Source organism: Sphingomonas sp. SUN019 (assembly GCF_024758705.1).
Lineage (GTDB): Bacteria > Pseudomonadota > Alphaproteobacteria > Sphingomonadales > Sphingomonadaceae > Sphingomonas.
Map to the genome: position 1 here is coordinate 1,621,009 of NZ_CP096971.1, position 16,739 is coordinate 1,637,747.

Consider the following 16,739-nt stretch of genomic DNA (forward strand, 5'->3'; position numbering starts at 1 on the left):
GCAAGGACGTACAAGGACCATCCATGAACCTCGAAAAATTCACCGATCGCGCAAAGGGCTTTCTCCAGTCGGCGCAGACCGTAGCGATCCGCATGAATCATCAGCGGATTTCGCCCGAGCATCTGTTGAAGGCGCTGCTGGAAGACGAACAAGGTATGGCCGCGGGGCTGATCGCCGCAGCCGGCGGCGACGCGAAGCGCGCGGTTGTCGAGACCGATCTCGCGCTGGCGAAAGTGCCCGCGGTCAGCGGATCGGGCGCACAGTCGACGCCGGGACTCGACAATGATGCAGTACGCGTGCTCGATTCCGCCGAGCAGATCGCGCAGAAGGCTGGCGACAGCTATGTCACGGTCGAACGGTTGCTCGTCGCGCTCGCGCTGTCGCTCAACACGACCGCGGGCAAGGCGCTGAAGGCGGCAGGTGCAACGCCCGAGGCGCTGAACGCCGCGATCAACCAGCTTCGTCAGGGCCGTACCGCCGACACGGCCGGGGCCGAGGACCGCTACGACGCGCTGAAGAAATTCGCGCGCGACCTGACGCAGGCGGCGCGCGACGGAAAGCTTGATCCGGTCATCGGCCGCGACGAGGAAATCCGCCGCACGATCCAGATCCTTGCCCGCCGCACGAAGAACAACCCCGCCCTCATCGGCGAACCCGGCGTCGGGAAAACCGCCATCGCGGAGGGACTCGCGCTGCGCATCGCCAACGGCGACGTGCCCGATACGCTCAAAGGCCGCCGCCTGATGTCGCTCGACCTCGGCAGCCTGATCGCGGGCGCGAAATACCGCGGCGAGTTCGAAGAACGGTTGAAGGGCGTGCTCGACGAGGTGAAGGCGGCCGAGGGCGACATCGTCCTGTTCATCGACGAGATGCACCAGCTGATCGGCGCGGGGAAATCCGAAGGCGCGATGGATGCGGGCAATCTGTTGAAGCCCGCGCTCGCCCGCGGCGAACTCCACTGCGTCGGCGCGACCACGCTGGACGAATACCGGAAACATGTGGAAAAAGATCCCGCGCTCCAACGGCGCTTCCAGCCCGTGTTCGTCGGCGAACCGACGGTCGAGGACACGATCAGTATCCTGCGCGGCCTGAAGGACCGCTACGAGCTACACCACGGCGTCCGCATCACCGACGGCGCGATCGTCGCCGCCTCGACGCTGAGCCACCGCTACATCACCGATCGCTTCCTGCCCGACAAGGCGATCGACCTGATGGACGAGGCCGCGAGCCGCATCCGCATGGAGGTGGAGAGCAAGCCCGAGGAGATCGAAAACCTCGACCGCCGCATCATCCAGCTAAAGATCGAACGCGAGGCGCTGAAGAAGGAAACCGATGCCGCATCGGTCGACCGGCTCGCCAATCTGGAGGGCGAACTCGCCAACCTCGAACAGCAATCGGCCGAACTGACGCAACGCTGGCAGGCCGAAAAGGACAAGATCGGTGCGGAGGCGAAGCTGAAGGAACAGCTCGACGCCGCGCGCACCGCGCTGGAACAGGCGCAGCGCGAGGGCGACCTCGCCCGCGCGGGCGAACTTTCCTACGGCACGATTCCGCAGCTTCAGAAGCAGCTCGACGACGCGGCCGGCGCGACCAAGGGCGCGATGCTGCGCGAGGAAGTGACCGCCGACGATATCGCCGGCGTGGTCAGCCGCTGGACCGGCATCCCGGTCGAACGGATGCTGCAGGGCGAACGCGACAAATTGCTCGCGATGGAGGAAACGATTGGCAAGCGCGTGATCGGCCAGTCCGATGCGGTGCGCGCCGTTTCCACCGCCGTCCGCCGCGCGCGTGCGGGATTACAGGATCCGGGCCGCCCGCTCGGCTCGTTCCTGTTCCTCGGCCCGACCGGCGTCGGCAAGACCGAACTGACCAAGGCGCTGGCCGAATTCCTGTTCGACGATCCGAACGCGATGGTCCGGATCGACATGAGCGAATTCATGGAGAAGCACGCCGTCGCCCGGCTGATCGGCGCGCCGCCGGGCTATGTCGGCTATGAGGAAGGCGGCGTGCTGACCGAGGCGGTCCGCCGCCGCCCCTACCAAGTCGTTCTGTTCGACGAGGTGGAGAAAGCGCACGGCGACGTGTTCAACGTGCTGCTGCAGGTGCTCGACGACGGCCGCCTGACCGACGGCCAGGGCCGCACGGTCGATTTCAGCAACACGCTCATCATCCTGACCAGCAACCTCGGCTCGCAATATCTCGCGAACCTGGAGGAAGGGCAGGACGTCGAGAGCGTCGAACCGCAGGTGATGGAGATCGTCCGCGCGCATTTCCGCCCGGAATTCCTCAACCGGCTCGACGAGGTGATCCTGTTCCACCGGCTCGGCCAGGCGCATATGGCCCCGATCGTCGACATCCAGGTCGCGCGCGTCGGGAAATTGCTGAAGGATCGCAAGATCACGCTCGACCTGACCGAGGCCGCCCGCGCCTGGCTCGGCCGCGTCGGCTACGATCCGGTCTATGGCGCGCGGCCTCTGAAACGCGCGGTGCAACGCTATTTGCAAGACCCCCTCGCCGACATGATCCTGCGCGGCGACGTGAAGGATGGCGCGACGGTGCGTGTCGAAGAGGGCGACGGGAAACTGGCGCTGGCGGTTCGGTAGCCCGCGCGCCGGATCACCCGGTCCGGCGCGCCCTGACCGAAGGTCCGGTCTTGAAGCTCATCTTGTAGCTGCCAAGCGCGGCGCGCTTGATCGTCACGGTCTCACCAACGCGCGGCGAGCGTCCCAGCATGGTGGAGTCGGTCTGCTCCCAGCGCGCGCCGTCCTCAAGCGTCACGATGAAGCCGCCCGCCGAATTGCGCGTAACCGCCTTCATCGTGGCGGTGATCTCCTTGACCTCGTCGCGTTCCTCCTCCGCATTCTCCTTGTCGCGTTTTCCGAAGATCGGAAGGTCGGACAGGCTGAATCCGAACAGCCCCCGCTTCGTCTTGCGCACGTCCTCGCGATCGAACACCGCCACCTCGCCGCCCGCGCGCGCACTTTCCAGCGCGGCTACGCCGGCGTCGTAGCAGGCGAGCCGCGCCGCGGAATCGGTCAACGCCCGGCAATCCAGCACCTTTTGCATCACGGTCGGCACGGCGCGCTTGTCCTGCGCCTGCGCCGCCGTGACCGGCATGGCGAGCGTCACCAGCGCCAGGACCAGCTTCGATCGATGATTTGTCATATTTGCCCCACGCGCATGAAAATTACGCCGTCAGGTTATCGGCAACGTGGCCGGCAAGTCGACCCCCGACCTGTGGCTTATTTGTTACATCGGGGGCTTGAAAATGCTGCGACGCACGAACGGCGATTGATCGCCGGTTCTTCCTTCGCGTAGCAGGCTGGCAGGGTACTCGCGTCAGCAACGACTGGGCGTGCACCGATGGATCTAAAGGGGATCGAATGATGAATCTATTCCGCAAGCGGCTACTCGCGTCGACGACGATCGCGGGCGCCGTGTTCGCCGCATCGACGGCTTACGCCCAGACGACGCAGGAAGCGCCGATCTCGCCGGCCACCACCAATCCGTCGTCGGCCACGCCGCCGACCGACTCGAGCGACGGCACGCAGACCGACGATCGTTCGGGCGGCGACATCATCGTCACCGGTTCGCGCATCCCGCGCCCGGAACTGGAATCGGCCAGCCCCGTCACTACGATCGGCGCCGCCGAAGTGAAGCTGGCCGGCACGACCCGTATCGAAGATCTCGTCAACGCGCTGCCGCAGGTGTTCGCTGGCCAGGGCGGATCGATCTCGAATGGCGCTACTGGCACCGCGACCCTCAACCTCCGCGGTCTGGGCGAATCGCGCACGCTGGTGCTGGTCAACGGCCGTCGCCTCGTTCCCGGTGACCCGCGTTCGCCGTTCGCCGACATCAACATCATCCCGTCGGCATTGCTGAAGCGCGTCGACGTGCTGACCGGCGGCGCGTCGTCGGTCTATGGTGCGGACGCCGTCGCCGGCGTCGTCAACTTCATCATGGATACCGATTTCGAGGGCTTCAAGCTCGACGGTCAATACAGCTTCTACCAGCACCAGAACCGCGCCGGCCGTGACGTTACCGACGCGCTTGATGCGCGCGGGTTCGGTCGCCCGGACGGCTCCGTGGCCGATGGCGGCACGGTCGATGTCACCGCGTCGTTTGGCGTCGGATTTGACGACGGCCGTGGCCACATCACCGCCTACGGCGGCTATCGCAAGATCAACGCGATCACGCAGGATCGTCGCGACTATTCGGCATGCTCGCTGGCATCCACGACGGCGACTTCGGTCGCTGCTGGCGGACGCAAGTACAATTGCGGCGGCTCGGGCACGTCGGCTCCCGGTTCGTTCTATATCCAGGGCGCTTACTACAACGTCCAGGGCAACCAGTTCGTGCCTGGCCAGGTGCTGTTCAACTTCGCGCCGACCAACTATTATCAGCGTCCCGACGAACGCTACACCGCCGGCTTCTTCGCGAACTACGACGTGTCGGATGAATTCAAGCCGTACATGGAGTTCATGTTCATGGACGACCGCACGGTCGCCCAGATCGCGCCGTCGGGCCTGTTCTTCAACACCAGCACGATCAACTGCGACAACCCGTTGTTGTCCGCACAGCAGCTCGGCATCGTCTGCAACCCGACCAATACGTTCGTCGATTCGACCGGCGTAACGCGCGCCAACCTCTACATCGGCCGTCGTAACGTCGAGGGTGGTGGGCGCCAGGACGATCTGCAGCACACCACCTACCGCGGCGTCTTTGGCGCGCGCGGCGATGTGGCCAAGGGCATCAGCTACGACGCATATTATCAGTACAGCCGCGTGAACTTCGCGCAGACGTATCGCAACGATTTCTCGATCACTCGCTCAGCGCGTGCGATCGACGTTGTGAACGTCAACGGCACGCCGACCTGCCGCTCGGTCGTCGACGGTACCGATCCGCTCTGCGTCCCCTACAACATCTTCACCACTGGTGGAGTGTCTGCAGCGGCGCTGAACTATCTGCAGTTGCCGCTTTTCTCGCGCGGTCAGACGACCGAGCAGATCGCCAACGCCTCGTTCACGTTCCTTGGCAGCGAATATGGCATCGTCAGCCCGCTCGCGACTGAGGGCTTCGCGCTGAACGTCGGTGCCGAGTATCGCAACTCGCAGCTGAACTTCGAGGTCGACTCGAACTTCCTGTCGGGTGACGGTGCGGGCCAGGGTGGCGCGACCACGCCGGTCCGCGGCGGGTTCAACGTCAAGGAAGCGTTCGTCGAAGCATCGCTGCCGCTGATTCAGGATCGTCCGTTCTTCCACAACCTGACTGTCGGCGGCGGATATCGTCGTTCGGCGTACGAAACCGCCGGCAACGGTGTCAGCAACCAGTTCGACACCGATACGTGGAAGGCGGAAGCCACCTTCTCGCCGGTGCGCGACATTACGGCGCGCGTCAGCTACAGTCGCTCCGCCCGTGCGCCGAACGCGGTGGAACTGTTCTCGGCACAGAGCATCGCGCTTGACGGTGTGACCGATCCTTGCGCCGGTCCCGCTGTCGGCGGCCTGGTCAACGGCTTTACCCAGGCGCAGTGCGCGCTGACCGGTTTGACCGCTGCCCAGTTCGGCAACATCGCCGCCAATCCTGCATCGCAGTACAACGGCCTGCTCGGCGGCAACCCGAACCTGACGCCGGAAATCGCGAACTCGTTCACGGCCGGCGTCGTCCTGACGCCTTCGTTCCTGCGCGGGTTCCAGGCGACCGTCGATTACTTCAACATCCGGATCGACAATCAGATCGGCATCCTTGGCGCCGACACCATCCTGTCGCAGTGCCTCGCGACCGGCGATCCGACGCTTTGCGGCCTGATCAATCGCGGTGCTTCGGGCCGTCTTGATCGCGCCGACGGTTTCGTGACCGACACCAACCTGAACGCCGGTCGTCTTTCGACGAAGGGCATCGACGTTACGGTCGGCTACACTCAGGAAATCGGCAGCATCGGCACCTTTGGTGTCAGCATGGTCGGTACCTGGCTCGATCAGTTGGTCACCGATCAGGTCGGGCCGTCGCGCTTCGACTGCGTCGGCTATTTCGGTGCGCAGTGCGGCACGCCGAACCCCGAATGGCGTCACAAGGTTCGCGTGACCTACACGTCGCCGGCCGGTCCGAGCATCTCGGGCGCGTGGCGTTACTTCTCCGCGGTCGACAACGACGATTCGTCGCCTAACACCAACCTGAGCAGCCCCACCGGGCCGGTTGCGGGCGCCGTCGGCAACCGTCCGGGCAACGCGCGCCTGGCCAAGCAGAACTACTTCGATCTGGCGCTGACCGTGCCGGTCGCGGATACGTTCACGTTCCGGGTCGGCGCGAACAACGTGCTCGACAAGCAGCCGCCGCTCAACGGCCAGTCGCTCGGCAACGGCAACACCTATTCGCAGGTGTATGACACGCTGGGCCGCTACATCTACACGGGCGTCACGCTCGACTTCTGATCGGTATTACCGAAACGAAAAACGGAACGGCGGGCCGCAAGGCCCGCCGTTTTCGTTTGTGCCGGGCCGGTCCTTCACGGCATGGTCATGGTGAAGGCCGGAGGCGAATGCGTGAGTGACGTTGATCTGACGGAGCGCGAGGCGGATCAGTCCGCTGCACGCGGGGATATTGCCGCCGCTCGCCAATTGCTCGAACAGGTGGTCGCCGCCGCACCCGGACGAATCGACAGCTGGCTGAAACTCGCCGCGCTGCGCCGCGCCGGGGGTGACATACGGGGCGCACTGGACGCCGTTTCCGACGCGCTACGCGTCGACCCGCTCCACTTCATGGCGCTGATGAGCCGTGCCCGTCTGCTGGAAGGAAAGGGCGACGCCGATGAGGCCGCACGCTTCTATCTTCGCGCGCTGGCGCAATTGAGCGATGACGAACCGGTAGCGCAAAGCCTGCGCGGACTGATCGATCATGCGCGTCAGGTCGGCGAAGCGTATCGCACGCGCGTATCGGGCGAATGGATGAATGTCGTGGACCGTGACGGCGGCGTTCCGAACTCCGTACGCCTACGCCTTGCTCGCTTCACATCCAATGCGCTGCGCCAGACCCGCGTCTATCATTCGGAGCCGACGCACTATCACTATCCAGGCCTGATCGAGCGCGAGTTCCACGATCGCGCCGACTTTCCGTGGCTGGCCACGCTGGAGGCGGCGACCGACGATATTCGCGATGAATTCCTTGCGCTTCAGCATGAAACATCGGCGCGATCCGAACCCTATGTCCAATATGCGGCCGACCTGCCGGTGCGGCAGTGGGCGGCGCTGAACAACTCGCTCGACTGGACAGCCTTCCACCTTCTGCAGGGCGGGAGGGAGGTGACGGCGAACGCCGCGCGATGCCCGAAGACGATGGCGATACTGCGTGAGATCGAACAGCCTCATGTCGGTGGGCGATCCCCGAACGCGATGTTTTCGCTGCTCAAACCGCACACTCGCATTCCGCCGCACGTGGGCATCGCCAACACGCGGCTCGTTTGTCATCTGCCGCTGGTCGTCCCCGACCATTGCTGGTTCCGGGTCGGCGCGACACGCCGCGAATGGCGCCCGGGCGAAGCATTCGTGTTCGACGACACGATCGAACATGAGGCCGCGAACGACGGCGACGTGCCGCGCGTCGTTTTCATCATAGACACCTGGCATCCGGGGCTCGACGCGACCGAACGCGCCGCGGTGAAGCGGCTGATGGAAGCCGACGAAAGCGCGGACGGCGCACCTTTGTGATGCGGCATTGGACATGCAGCGCGCGGTGACCAACCCGAACGTCGACCTGCTTTTGACCGCGGCGGCGGCCCGGACGCTTTCGCCGGACGAAGCGAGCGCGTTGGGCGTCGCCGCGCTGGAGGCGCGGCGAGAGGAGGACGTCTTGAAGGCCGTGACGCTGGCCGTGGAACGCTCGCCACACGCCGCGACGCCGTGGCATGTCCTTGGCCTGCTGCACCGCGCGATCGGCGATCTCGCCCCTGCTCTCGCGGCACTAGATCGCGCCGTCGCGCTAACGCCGGACAGCCCGGTCCTGATCCATGCGCGCGCGCGCGCCACCGCGGAAGCCGGGCTGGACAGCCTCGACTGGTATGCGCGAGCGCGCGCGCTCGCGCCTAATGACGGCGACGTTATCCTGGGCCACGCTGCCGCACTAGACGCCGCGCGCGATCACACGGCGGCGGATGCATTGCTCGCCGCGATGCTTGCTAATCACCCCGGCTGGTTCGCCGGACATGGCGCGCTGCTGCGGATGCGTCATGCCGCAGGCGATCCGACTTGGCTGGCAGTGCTGGACGCCGCGATCGCGGGCGCGCCGACCGATTGGCGGCTGCATCAGCTGAAGATATCGGCGCTCCTTCGTGCAAGGCATGATGCGGCCACGAACGCCGCACTGCACGAGGCGCGCGCGTGGTGCGGCGATCAACCGCCGATCCGCGCGCTCGCCGCGATGGCGGCGACCGAACAAGGGCGACTGGATGCAGCGGATGCGGCGTTCGACGCGCTCGATCCGCTAGGCGATCCGACCGTCACGGTCCATTGGCTGCGACACCTGTTGCGTCGCCATCAGCCCGAACGGATCGCCGTGCTGCACGGTCGATTGCCGGCCCACAGCATCGACGCCGCATGGCCGTACCTGTCGCTGGCGTGGCGCCTGCTCGACGATCCGCGCCATGCCTGGCTCGACGACAGCCGCCTGGTGCGGATCATCGACATCGGGACCGACTGGCCGGAATTTGCGCGACTGGCCGATACCCTTCGCGCGCTTCATGTCACCCGTGCGCAACCGCTCGACCAATCAGTTCGCGGCGGCACGCAGACCGACGGGCCGTTGCTGTCGCGGATTGATCCGGTCATCGCCGCGGTGCGCGCGCGCCTGATCGATGCGGTGCGCGACTATATCGCCGCGCTGCCGCCGCGCGACGCCGCGCATCCGCTGCTGGGCCGCATACCGCGTCACCCAAGGTTTGCGGGATCGTGGTCGGTGCGGTTGAGCGCCGGCGGGCGTCATGATCCGCACGTCCATCCCGAGGGCTGGCTGAGCTCGGCTTTCTACGTCGCGCTGCCGTCACGTTCGCCCGACGCCGATGTCGGCCGCCTCACATTAGGTCATCCGCAAGCGTCGCTCGAAACCGGACTCCCCGCGCAGCAGACGATCGATCCGCTACCGGGGCGATTGGTGCTCTTCCCGTCGACGATGTGGCACGGCACGCTTCCCTTTCCCGCAGGGGAACGCTTGACGGTCGCCTTCGACGTGACATGACGTGTTGGTTCGAGCGCATGTCCCGAGTTACGATCAGACGCGGTCGCCGTCAGGAATGCAGTTGCGACGACTCGCTTTTCGAGATGTAGTTGCGTAAGCAACCCTATATGCTGGTGACGTCTTCGGAAGGAATGGCGATGAAGAAGATCGTGTTGCTATGCGCGCTGGCCGTGGTCGCCAGTCCTGTTGCGGCAAAAGAACGCGACAAATCGAAGACCAGCGATCCCAATCGCATGATCTGCCGGACCGAACAGGTCATCGGAAGCCGACTTCAGTCCAAGCGCACCTGCCTGACGGCGATGCAATGGGATCAGATGGAGCGCGAACAGCGCGAAACGGTCGATCGCGTACAGGCGTTCAAGCCCCAGATCGGCGGGTGACCGTGGGGTGAGCGCGTTGGCGCGTCACCCGAGGTCATAGCCGAGCCGTTCGACCCACGGCTTCAAGATCGGAAGAACGGGGTCCATGTGCTGCCGGTACCTTAGCCAGCGGCCCTTGGCGCGCATGTAGATCGGCTCGGCCACCTGCGCATAGCTGGGCGACGCGATGTACGATCGTGCGCTGGCGCTACGCTGATGGTCGATCAGGCGTGGATCCCACTCAAGCCCTGCAAACATCGCTACCGCGCGAAGTTCGGCTTCGGGGTCCGCGATCAGTCGTTCGTAGCGCGTCGTGAACACATCGATCGCGAGCGTGTCGCGGCAGGCGTACCAATAGGCCATCACCTGATCGTACAGCCGCGCCGTGCTCGTGAAGTCGAAGAAATTCGCCACCTTCGCGTCCATCTGCGCGCTGGTGATGAAGCAGCTCAGCACCACATCGCACGGATGTCGTTCGGCGAAAATGAAGCGCGCGTCAGGGAAGATGCGATGCAGAACCGGTGTGCTGCCCAGCGCCAGCGGCTGTTTATCGACAATCAGCCGGTCGCCGAGATCGGGCACGATACGATCGACCTCTGCGAAATAGACTGCTCGTAGCCGCGCGATATCCGCGTCCGAAAGCTGACCGAGATGTTCCAGCGCACCGGCTGCCGCCGCCACGCGATCGATCACCGGCTCCTCCTCCAGCACAACCGTGTCGGCATGACCGCTAAGCATCGTATCGATCAACGTGGTGCCGGACCGCGGAAAACCGAAGATGAACAACGGCGCACGGCGCGCCGATGGCATGGGCGCGGCGCGCCAGCCGGCGTACCAGACAGGCGTGACAAGCTGCGTCAGCCTCCGAAACGTGTCACGATACGCCTCGGCATGATCGTGACTGCCGATCGCGGACTCGGCGAGCAACGCATTGGCTTTGGTGAACGCGGCAAAGGCGGTGTCGACGTCGCCCAGCCGGTCTGCGATGTCGCCCTGCAACTGCGCCTGCCCGACTGGATCGACCTCGGCAGGGACGCGGGCCAACGCGCTCATCGCCTCGTCCAGCCTCCCTTCGCTGCGAAGGACTCGCGCGCGCGGTAGCGCGACGACATCCTCCGACAGCCCCGCCGCCTCGCACGCACTCACCAGGTCGCGCAGCTCTGCCGCACGGTTGGTGCGCTCCAGCACCATCGCCAGGCCGAGCCACGCACGCTCTGACGTCGGTTCCAGTTCGATTGCGCGACCATAGTCGGCTTCGGCCATGTAGAGCGCCTTGCTGACCATCGCGACGTCGGCGATCTCGCACAACGTATCCGATCTGTCGGGCGCATTGGCGCGCGCGACCGAAAGCGCATCGCGCGCGGCATCCAGAACACGCAATCCGGCCAACGCACGTGCCAGTTCGAGCTGCGCCGCCGCATCGTCAGGTTGCAGCGCGACCGCGCGCCGCGCGGCGTCCTCTGCCGCGTCGAAGGCCAGCGACACGCTGTGCGCGCGCGCCAGATCGGTCCACGCGCCGCCGATCGCCGGCCGCAACCGGGTCGCGTTCTCCAGTGCAGCGATGGCGCCGACCGCATCTCCCTGTACCAGCCGTGCACCGCCAAGCCCGCGCCAGCTTTCGAAATCGGCGGCGTCGGCTGTGACCAATTGATCGAACATCGCAGCCGCTTCGTCGGCGTCGCCCAGCCGCACGGTCGCATGGGCGCAAATCCGCTGCATCTCGCGACCGATCGGTGTTTTAGGATCGGCAAGCGGCACCGCCGCCACCGCCGCCGCCTCGTTATCGCCCATCGACAGCAATGCTCGCGCGAGTTCGACGGCGGGCATCGCCTGATCCGGCGCGAAGGTCACCGCACGACGCAGATGCGCGACGCCGCGGCTCAAATCGCCTTGGCGACAGCACAGCATCCCGACGAACATCGCCAGCCCGGCATCGCGCACGCCAGTCTCCAGCGCAGCTTCTCCCGCGGCGATCGCCCCGGCGACGTCGCCCGATTTGGCCAGCGCGAGTATCTGCGGGGCGTTGCTGCTCAAAACTTCGTTCCTTCGAGAGCGCCGAGATGCGCAGCATAGTGGCGCGCGCGCCCGGAAGACTCCCGATAGATCGGCCGTCGTACCTGCCAGTTGCTCGCGGTGCGCACCGCGTTATCGTCGGATTGCGCCGTCAGCATTGCGGGCTCCCAGTCCAGATCGCAAAAATCGACCAGCGACTCAAGTGTGGCCGCGGGATTTGAAACCAGCCGGTCATAGTCGAGATCGAAGATGTCATCCGGATACAATCGACGCCAATGCGCCATCAGCCGCGTCTGCTCGGCGTGATAATGCGCGATGTCGCCAAGATCGGTAGCGTACGCGAGCGCAGGCCCGGCATGGAGAAAATACACCGACAGGCACGTATCGGCCCGATCGCGCACGGTGTGGACGATCCGCGCGGCAGGAAAAAGCAGTTTGATCAGGCCGATGTGCAGCGCATTGTCGGGGCGCTTGTCGGTCAGCTGCGTGCCGGGAGGATATCGGCGACTGATGGCAGCGCGATAAGCCTCGCGCATTTTCACCAGATCGGCGTTGGCGACTGCCTGCGGATAAGGGCTGGCATGACGCTCGATCAAGGCGGGCAGGATGTCGAGCTCCCCCCCTGCGACGACACGCGAATGGCGCGCAAGCAGGTGTTCGGCCAGCGTCGATCCGGATCGAAACATGCCGCAGATGAACAACGGCGCCGAACCACCGTCATCGCAAAAGGCGGGAACTGCCGCGGGAAAGGCGTCGATCAGACGATCGACCAACGCACTCATCGCGGCGCGATCGTAGCGGCTCCCCGCCGACCGCGCGACCGCCGCGCTCGCCGCATTGGCCTGCGCATAGGCGGCGAACGCGGCGTCATAGTCCCCCGTCCGGTCGAGCGCCGCGCCAAGCGCAAAGCCCAGATCGGCGCGATCCAGCGTGTCCATACCCTGCGCAATCAGCAGCGCAGCGGCACGCGCCCGCAAACCGTCCAGCACCGGACCGGCGTCAGTCAGTCCGATCAACCGTGACAGCGCAAGCGCATTGTCCGGGTCGATGGCCAGCACGCGGTCATACGCGTCGCGCGCCGCCTGGCCATCCCCGCGATCTTCATGCAAATTGCCCAGGTTCAGCAGCGCCGGAACATAGGAGTCGTTCAGCGCAAGCGCAGCGTCGAGTTCGCGCCGCGCGTCGTCGGACAAGGCGAGGTCATCGGCGAATATCACGCCGCGCTGCAGATGCACCTCTTCGGGCTTCTCGACATCGTATGACAGCGCGCGCGCGTAGGCCGACAGCGCATCGTCGAACCGCCGCGCACGGCGATAGAGGAGCGCCAGATTATACCAGCTGTCGGGCAGCGCCGGAGATACGGCCAGCAACGCCTCATACGCCGCAGTTGCGGCGTCATCCTGCCCCGCGCGAAACAATTGCGCGGCGCGTGTCAGCATCGATCGGCTGCGATCGTCGACCGCGGTCACGGCATCGGCCCGGCGCTCAGCAACGGATCGATCCGCGCGTCGCGCCATTTCATGCCCCAATGCAGGTGCGGCCCGGTCGCGCGGCCGGTGGCGCCGATCAGGCCCAGTTGCTCGCCCTGCCGGACATGTTCGCCGACCGATACATCGATCCGCGACAGGTGGAGGAAGGCGGTGTTGAGGTTCATGCCGTGGTCGATCATCAGGAGATTGCCCTCCAACGTGAAGGGTGAGGCGGCGGCGAGGATCACTACGCCGTCGGCGGGGGCGACGACCGGAGTGCCGGCCGGGCGCGCCACGTCGACACCGGAGTGATATGCGCCGGGTTCGCCGCGGTAGATGCGTTGTGAGCCAAACAGGCCCGAGATGCGGCCCGTTACGGGCCAGATGAAGCGTTGGCTCCAGCCGATCGACGCGCTGTCGTTCAGGCGTGCGGCGGCGATCTGCGCGAGTTCGGCGGGGCGGCGGCGCTGGAAATCGGCGCTGGGGACGGGCACCTTGGGAAGCGTGTTCAGCCGTTCGATCCGCCACGCGCGCGGGGCGACCGACAGGGTCTGCACGATCGGCCGCCCATCACGCAGGGTCGCGACCAGCGATGCCGCAGCCCCTGCATCGCGATCGAAGGCGACGATGAAGCGGCCGTCGGAGGTGATCGGGATCGGCTGGCCGTCGAACGTCAGCCGCATCGTACCTGCGGGCACCGTACCGCGCAGCACGCCACCCTGATTGGCGACGCCCTCCAGTATGAAATGCGGTGCGGGTTGCGCGACCGCGGTCGTCGCGAGCAGCAGGCCCGCCGCCGCAAGAACCCTCATCGCGGGGCGAGCGCATCCATCGCAAGCGCGGCGCTGGCGAAGGCGCGCTGCCCTGCCACGTCCCAATAGCGCAGATCCTCCAGCGCGATCCGCGCGCCGGTCGCGGCGCAGACGACGTGGTCGCCGGGCGCCAGCACGCGGAAACCGTTGGCCATATAGTGCAGCCGCGCTGGGCGGTCGGTGTTGGACATCAGCATCGCGCGGGGTCTCTACAGCAAGGTCGGTTGATCGGGCTTGGCGGCAGGATAGGCGGGCTTGGCGCTGCGCTCAACCTTGGCGTCAACGGTCTCGCGGTCCTTGAAATGAAGCGTCAGGTTTCCCGCCGCCCGCGCCGCCGCCGCGCTGGTCAACGTCGCGCCGTCGCGCGCGGTGACGCGGGCATAGCCGCGGTCGAGGATCGTGTCGGGATTGACCGAATCGAGCAGCCGCCCGACGTCGATCAGCCGTTGCCGTGCGCTATCGACACGCCGCTGGAGCGCTGCGGGCCGCAATGCCCCGCCCGCCCGGTCGAGCTGGCTGCGGTCGCGCGCGACGCGCCGCTCCAGCCCGCGATCGAGCCGCATTCCAGCATCGTCGAGCCGCTGGCGCTGCGGCCCCAGCAACCGGTCGCGCGGCGGCAGCAACCGGGCGAGCGCGGTCAGCCGTTCGCGCGCACGTTCGACGTGCCGCCGCGCGCAGCGTTCGGCGCGCTGCGCATGGCCCGCGATTGTCAGCCGCAGGTCGGCCAGCACCGGCACCGCCATCTCCGCCGCCGCGGTCGGGGTCGGCGCGCGCAGATCAGCGGCATAGTCGCAGAGCGTCGTATCGGTTTCATGCCCGACCGCGGAGATGATCGGGATCGTGCAGGCGGCGACCGCGCGCACGACGATCTCCTCGTTGAACGCCCAAAGATCCTCGATCGAGCCGCCGCCGCGCGCGACGATCACCAGGTCGGGACGCAACGCCGCTGGCAGGGCATCGAACCCGCGCACCGCCGCGGCGACCTCCGCCGCGGCCCCGTCGCCCTGCACCTTCACCGGCCAGACCAGCACATGCGTCGGACAGCGATCCTCCAGCCGGTGGAGAATGTCGCGAATGACTGCGCCGGTCGGCGAGGTGACGACGCCGATCCGTCGCGGCAGGAACGGCAGCGGCCGTTTGCGTTCGGGCGCGAACAGCCCCTCCGCCGCCAGTTCGGCCTTCAGTTTTTCGAGCAAGGCCATCAGCGCGCCTGCGCCGGCCAGCTCCATACGCTCGATCACGATCTGGTATTTCGATCGCCCCGGATAGGTCGTCAGCCGTCCGGTGACGATCACCTCGACGCCGTCCTGCGGGCGGAACGCCAGACCCGCCGCCTGCCCCTTCCAGATCACGCCATCGATCACCGCGCTGTCGTCCTTCAGCGCGAGATAGGCGTGACCCGAGGCGACGCGCTTGTAGCCCGAAATCTCGCCGCGCAGCCGGACGTGGCCGAATTCGCCCTCCACAATCCGCTTCAGCTTTTGCGACAGTTCGCCGACGCTCATCGCCGCGGCGTTGTCGCCCGGCACCTGCTCGGCTACCAGCCGCGCGGGCTGCACGTCGAAGAGGGGATCGGCCATGAACGTCCTGCTGATAGGTTCGGGTGGGCGCGAGCACGCGCTCGCGTGGAAAATCGCGCAATCGAACCGCCTCGATACGCTCTTCGCCGCGCCCGGCAACCCCGGCATCGCCGAGCACGCGACGATCGCGGCGCTCGATCCGGCGGATCACCGCGCGACGATCGATTTCTGCCGCCGCCACCAGATCGGGCTGGTCGTGATCGGCCCCGAAGCGCCTTTGGTCGACGGGCTGGCCGACAATATCCGTGCGATCGGCGTTCCCGTGTTCGGCCCCGGCCGCGAGGCGGCGAAGCTGGAGGGATCGAAGGGCTTCACCAAGGATCTGTGCGCGCGCGTCGGCATCCCGACCGCGCGCTATTTCCGCGTGACGTCGAAAGACGGTGCGCTGGCGACGCTCGACGATTTCGGAGAACGCGTCGTCATCAAGGCCGATGGGCTGGCGGCGGGCAAGGGCGTGACGGTCGCGATGAGCCGCGCGGAGGCCGAAGCCGCGATTGCCGATCTGTTCGCCGATGGTCCGGCCGAAGCGGTGTTGGAGGAGTTCCTGGAGGGCGAGGAGGCGAGCCTGTTCGTCCTGTGCGACGGTACGACGACCGCCGCATTCGGCAGCGCGCAGGACCACAAGCGCGTCGGCGACGGCGATACTGGCCCAAACACCGGCGGGATGGGCGCGTACAGCCCGGCGTTCGTGCTGGCCCCCGATCTGGAGGAACGCGCGCTGGGTGAGATCGTCCGCCCGACGATCGATGCGCTGGCGGGCGCGGGAACGCCTTATGTGGGCGTGCTGTACGCCGGACTGATGTTGACGGCTGACGGACCGAAGCTGATCGAATATAATGTCCGCTTCGGCGATCCCGAATGCCAGGTGCTGATGATGCGCTTTGCGGGCGACCTGCTGGAAACGTTGCTGGCGGTGGCGGAGGGACGGCTGGCCGACCTGCCGGCCCCGGCGTTCGACGATGCGGTCGCGCTGACCGTGGTGATGGCCGCGAACGGCTATCCCGGTGCCCCCGAAACCGGCGGCGCGGTGCGCGGGATCGCTGCGGCGGAGGCGACCGGAGCGATGGTGTTTCAGGCGGGCACGAAGGCGGAGGGGAAAGGCGTCGTCGCAGCGGGCGGGCGCGTGCTGGCGGTGACTGCGACCGGCCATGACGTGGCGACCGCGCAGGCGGCGGCGTATCGCGCTGTCGACGCGCTGGATTTCCCGACCGGCTTCTGCCGCCGCGACATCGGCTGGCGCGCGGTGGTTGGACAGGACGGACCGGCAGGGTAAGGCCAGCC

The 16,739-nt window shown here is 66.5% G+C and carries 12 protein-coding genes; 6 read left to right on the plus strand and 6 right to left on the minus strand.

The annotated features are described in order from the left end of the window. Positions 1–23 precede the first annotated feature (23 nt). On the plus strand, positions 24–2,603 hold the full coding sequence (gene clpB / locus M0208_RS07915; RefSeq protein WP_258891168.1) for an ATP-dependent chaperone ClpB: 2,580 nt from the start codon (positions 24–26) through the stop codon (positions 2,601–2,603). 13 nt (positions 2,604–2,616) lie between these two features. Here clpB and M0208_RS07920 read toward each other — a convergent pair whose 3' ends face one another. Beyond that, positions 2,617–3,165 (minus strand): hypothetical protein, encoded by a 549-nt coding sequence (locus M0208_RS07920; protein WP_258891169.1) that lies wholly within the window; start codon positions 3,163–3,165, stop codon positions 2,617–2,619. Between the two features lie 218 nt (positions 3,166–3,383). Here M0208_RS07920 and M0208_RS07925 point away from each other — a divergent pair, with 218 nt between their 5' ends. The 4 genes from M0208_RS07925 to M0208_RS07940 all read left to right on the plus strand — a co-directional run bounded on the left by M0208_RS07925 (position 3,384) and on the right by M0208_RS07940 (position 9,605). After that, complete coding sequence (locus M0208_RS07925; protein ID WP_258891170.1) at positions 3,384–6,431, plus strand: TonB-dependent receptor domain-containing protein; 3,048 nt, start codon at positions 3,384–3,386, stop codon at positions 6,429–6,431. Between the two features lie 111 nt (positions 6,432–6,542). Next, complete coding sequence (locus M0208_RS07930; protein ID WP_258891171.1) at positions 6,543–7,703, plus strand: aspartyl/asparaginyl beta-hydroxylase domain-containing protein; 1,161 nt, start codon at positions 6,543–6,545, stop codon at positions 7,701–7,703. A gap of 13 nt (positions 7,704–7,716) precedes the next feature. After that, positions 7,717–9,225, plus strand: a complete 1,509-nt coding sequence (locus tag M0208_RS07935) for a putative 2OG-Fe(II) oxygenase (RefSeq protein ID WP_258891172.1) — start codon at positions 7,717–7,719, stop codon at positions 9,223–9,225. 137 nt (positions 9,226–9,362) lie between these two features. Continuing rightward, the gene (locus M0208_RS07940; protein ID WP_258891173.1) at positions 9,363–9,605 is read left to right on the plus strand and encodes a hypothetical protein; all 243 of its coding nucleotides are present in this window, start codon (positions 9,363–9,365) and stop codon (positions 9,603–9,605) included. 24 nt (positions 9,606–9,629) lie between these two features. Here M0208_RS07940 and M0208_RS07945 read toward each other — a convergent pair whose 3' ends face one another. The 5 genes from M0208_RS07945 to xseA are packed head-to-tail and all read right to left on the minus strand — an operon-like array spanning position 9,630 to position 15,458. Then, on the minus strand, positions 9,630–11,618 hold the full coding sequence (locus tag M0208_RS07945; RefSeq protein WP_258891174.1) for a tetratricopeptide repeat-containing sulfotransferase family protein: 1,989 nt from the start codon (positions 11,616–11,618) through the stop codon (positions 9,630–9,632). Further along, on the minus strand, positions 11,615–13,066 hold the full coding sequence (locus M0208_RS07950) for a tetratricopeptide repeat-containing sulfotransferase family protein (protein ID WP_258891175.1): 1,452 nt from the start codon (positions 13,064–13,066) through the stop codon (positions 11,615–11,617). Before M0208_RS07950 ends, M0208_RS07945 begins: the two co-directional genes overlap by 4 nt. Next, complete coding sequence (locus M0208_RS07955; protein WP_258891176.1) at positions 13,063–13,878, minus strand: M23 family metallopeptidase; 816 nt, start codon at positions 13,876–13,878, stop codon at positions 13,063–13,065. Before M0208_RS07955 ends, M0208_RS07950 begins: the two co-directional genes overlap by 4 nt. Next, on the minus strand, positions 13,875–14,075 hold the full coding sequence (locus M0208_RS07960) for a DUF2093 domain-containing protein (protein WP_258891177.1): 201 nt from the start codon (positions 14,073–14,075) through the stop codon (positions 13,875–13,877). The genes M0208_RS07955 and M0208_RS07960 overlap by 4 nt, the downstream gene beginning before the upstream one ends. A 12-nt stretch (positions 14,076–14,087) precedes the next feature. Next, positions 14,088–15,458: an exodeoxyribonuclease VII large subunit gene (gene xseA / locus M0208_RS07965; protein ID WP_258891178.1), complete on the minus strand. Its 1,371-nt coding sequence runs from the start codon at positions 15,456–15,458 to the stop codon at positions 14,088–14,090. On the opposite strand from xseA, the gene purD reads away from it, so the two are divergent. Continuing rightward, positions 15,457–16,731 (plus strand): phosphoribosylamine--glycine ligase, encoded by a 1,275-nt coding sequence (gene purD, locus M0208_RS07970; RefSeq protein ID WP_258891179.1) that lies wholly within the window; start codon positions 15,457–15,459, stop codon positions 16,729–16,731. The two genes, xseA and purD, sit on opposite strands and share 2 nt — an antisense overlap. Positions 16,732–16,739: the final 8 nt, after the last annotated feature.

Bases quoted from the DNA above. Each gene is read 5' to 3' on its own strand.
- clpB (WP_258891168.1), top strand. From the start codon at position 24: ATGAACCTCGAAAAATTCACCGATCGCGCAAAGGGCTTTCTCCAGTCG.
- M0208_RS07920 (WP_258891169.1), bottom strand. From the start codon at position 3,165: ATGACAAATCATCGATCGAAGCTGGTCCTGGCGCTGGTGACGCTCGCC.
- M0208_RS07925 (WP_258891170.1), top strand. From the start codon at position 3,384: ATGATGAATCTATTCCGCAAGCGGCTACTCGCGTCGACGACGATCGCG.
- M0208_RS07935 (WP_258891172.1), top strand. From the start codon at position 7,717: ATGCAGCGCGCGGTGACCAACCCGAACGTCGACCTGCTTTTGACCGCG.
- M0208_RS07940 (WP_258891173.1), top strand. From the start codon at position 9,363: ATGAAGAAGATCGTGTTGCTATGCGCGCTGGCCGTGGTCGCCAGTCCT.
- M0208_RS07955 (WP_258891176.1), bottom strand. From the start codon at position 13,878: ATGAGGGTTCTTGCGGCGGCGGGCCTGCTGCTCGCGACGACCGCGGTC.
- M0208_RS07960 (WP_258891177.1), bottom strand. From the start codon at position 14,075: ATGCTGATGTCCAACACCGACCGCCCAGCGCGGCTGCACTATATGGCC.
- purD (WP_258891179.1), top strand. From the start codon at position 15,457: ATGAACGTCCTGCTGATAGGTTCGGGTGGGCGCGAGCACGCGCTCGCG.
- xseA (WP_258891178.1), bottom strand. From the start codon at position 15,458: ATGGCCGATCCCCTCTTCGACGTGCAGCCCGCGCGGCTGGTAGCCGAG.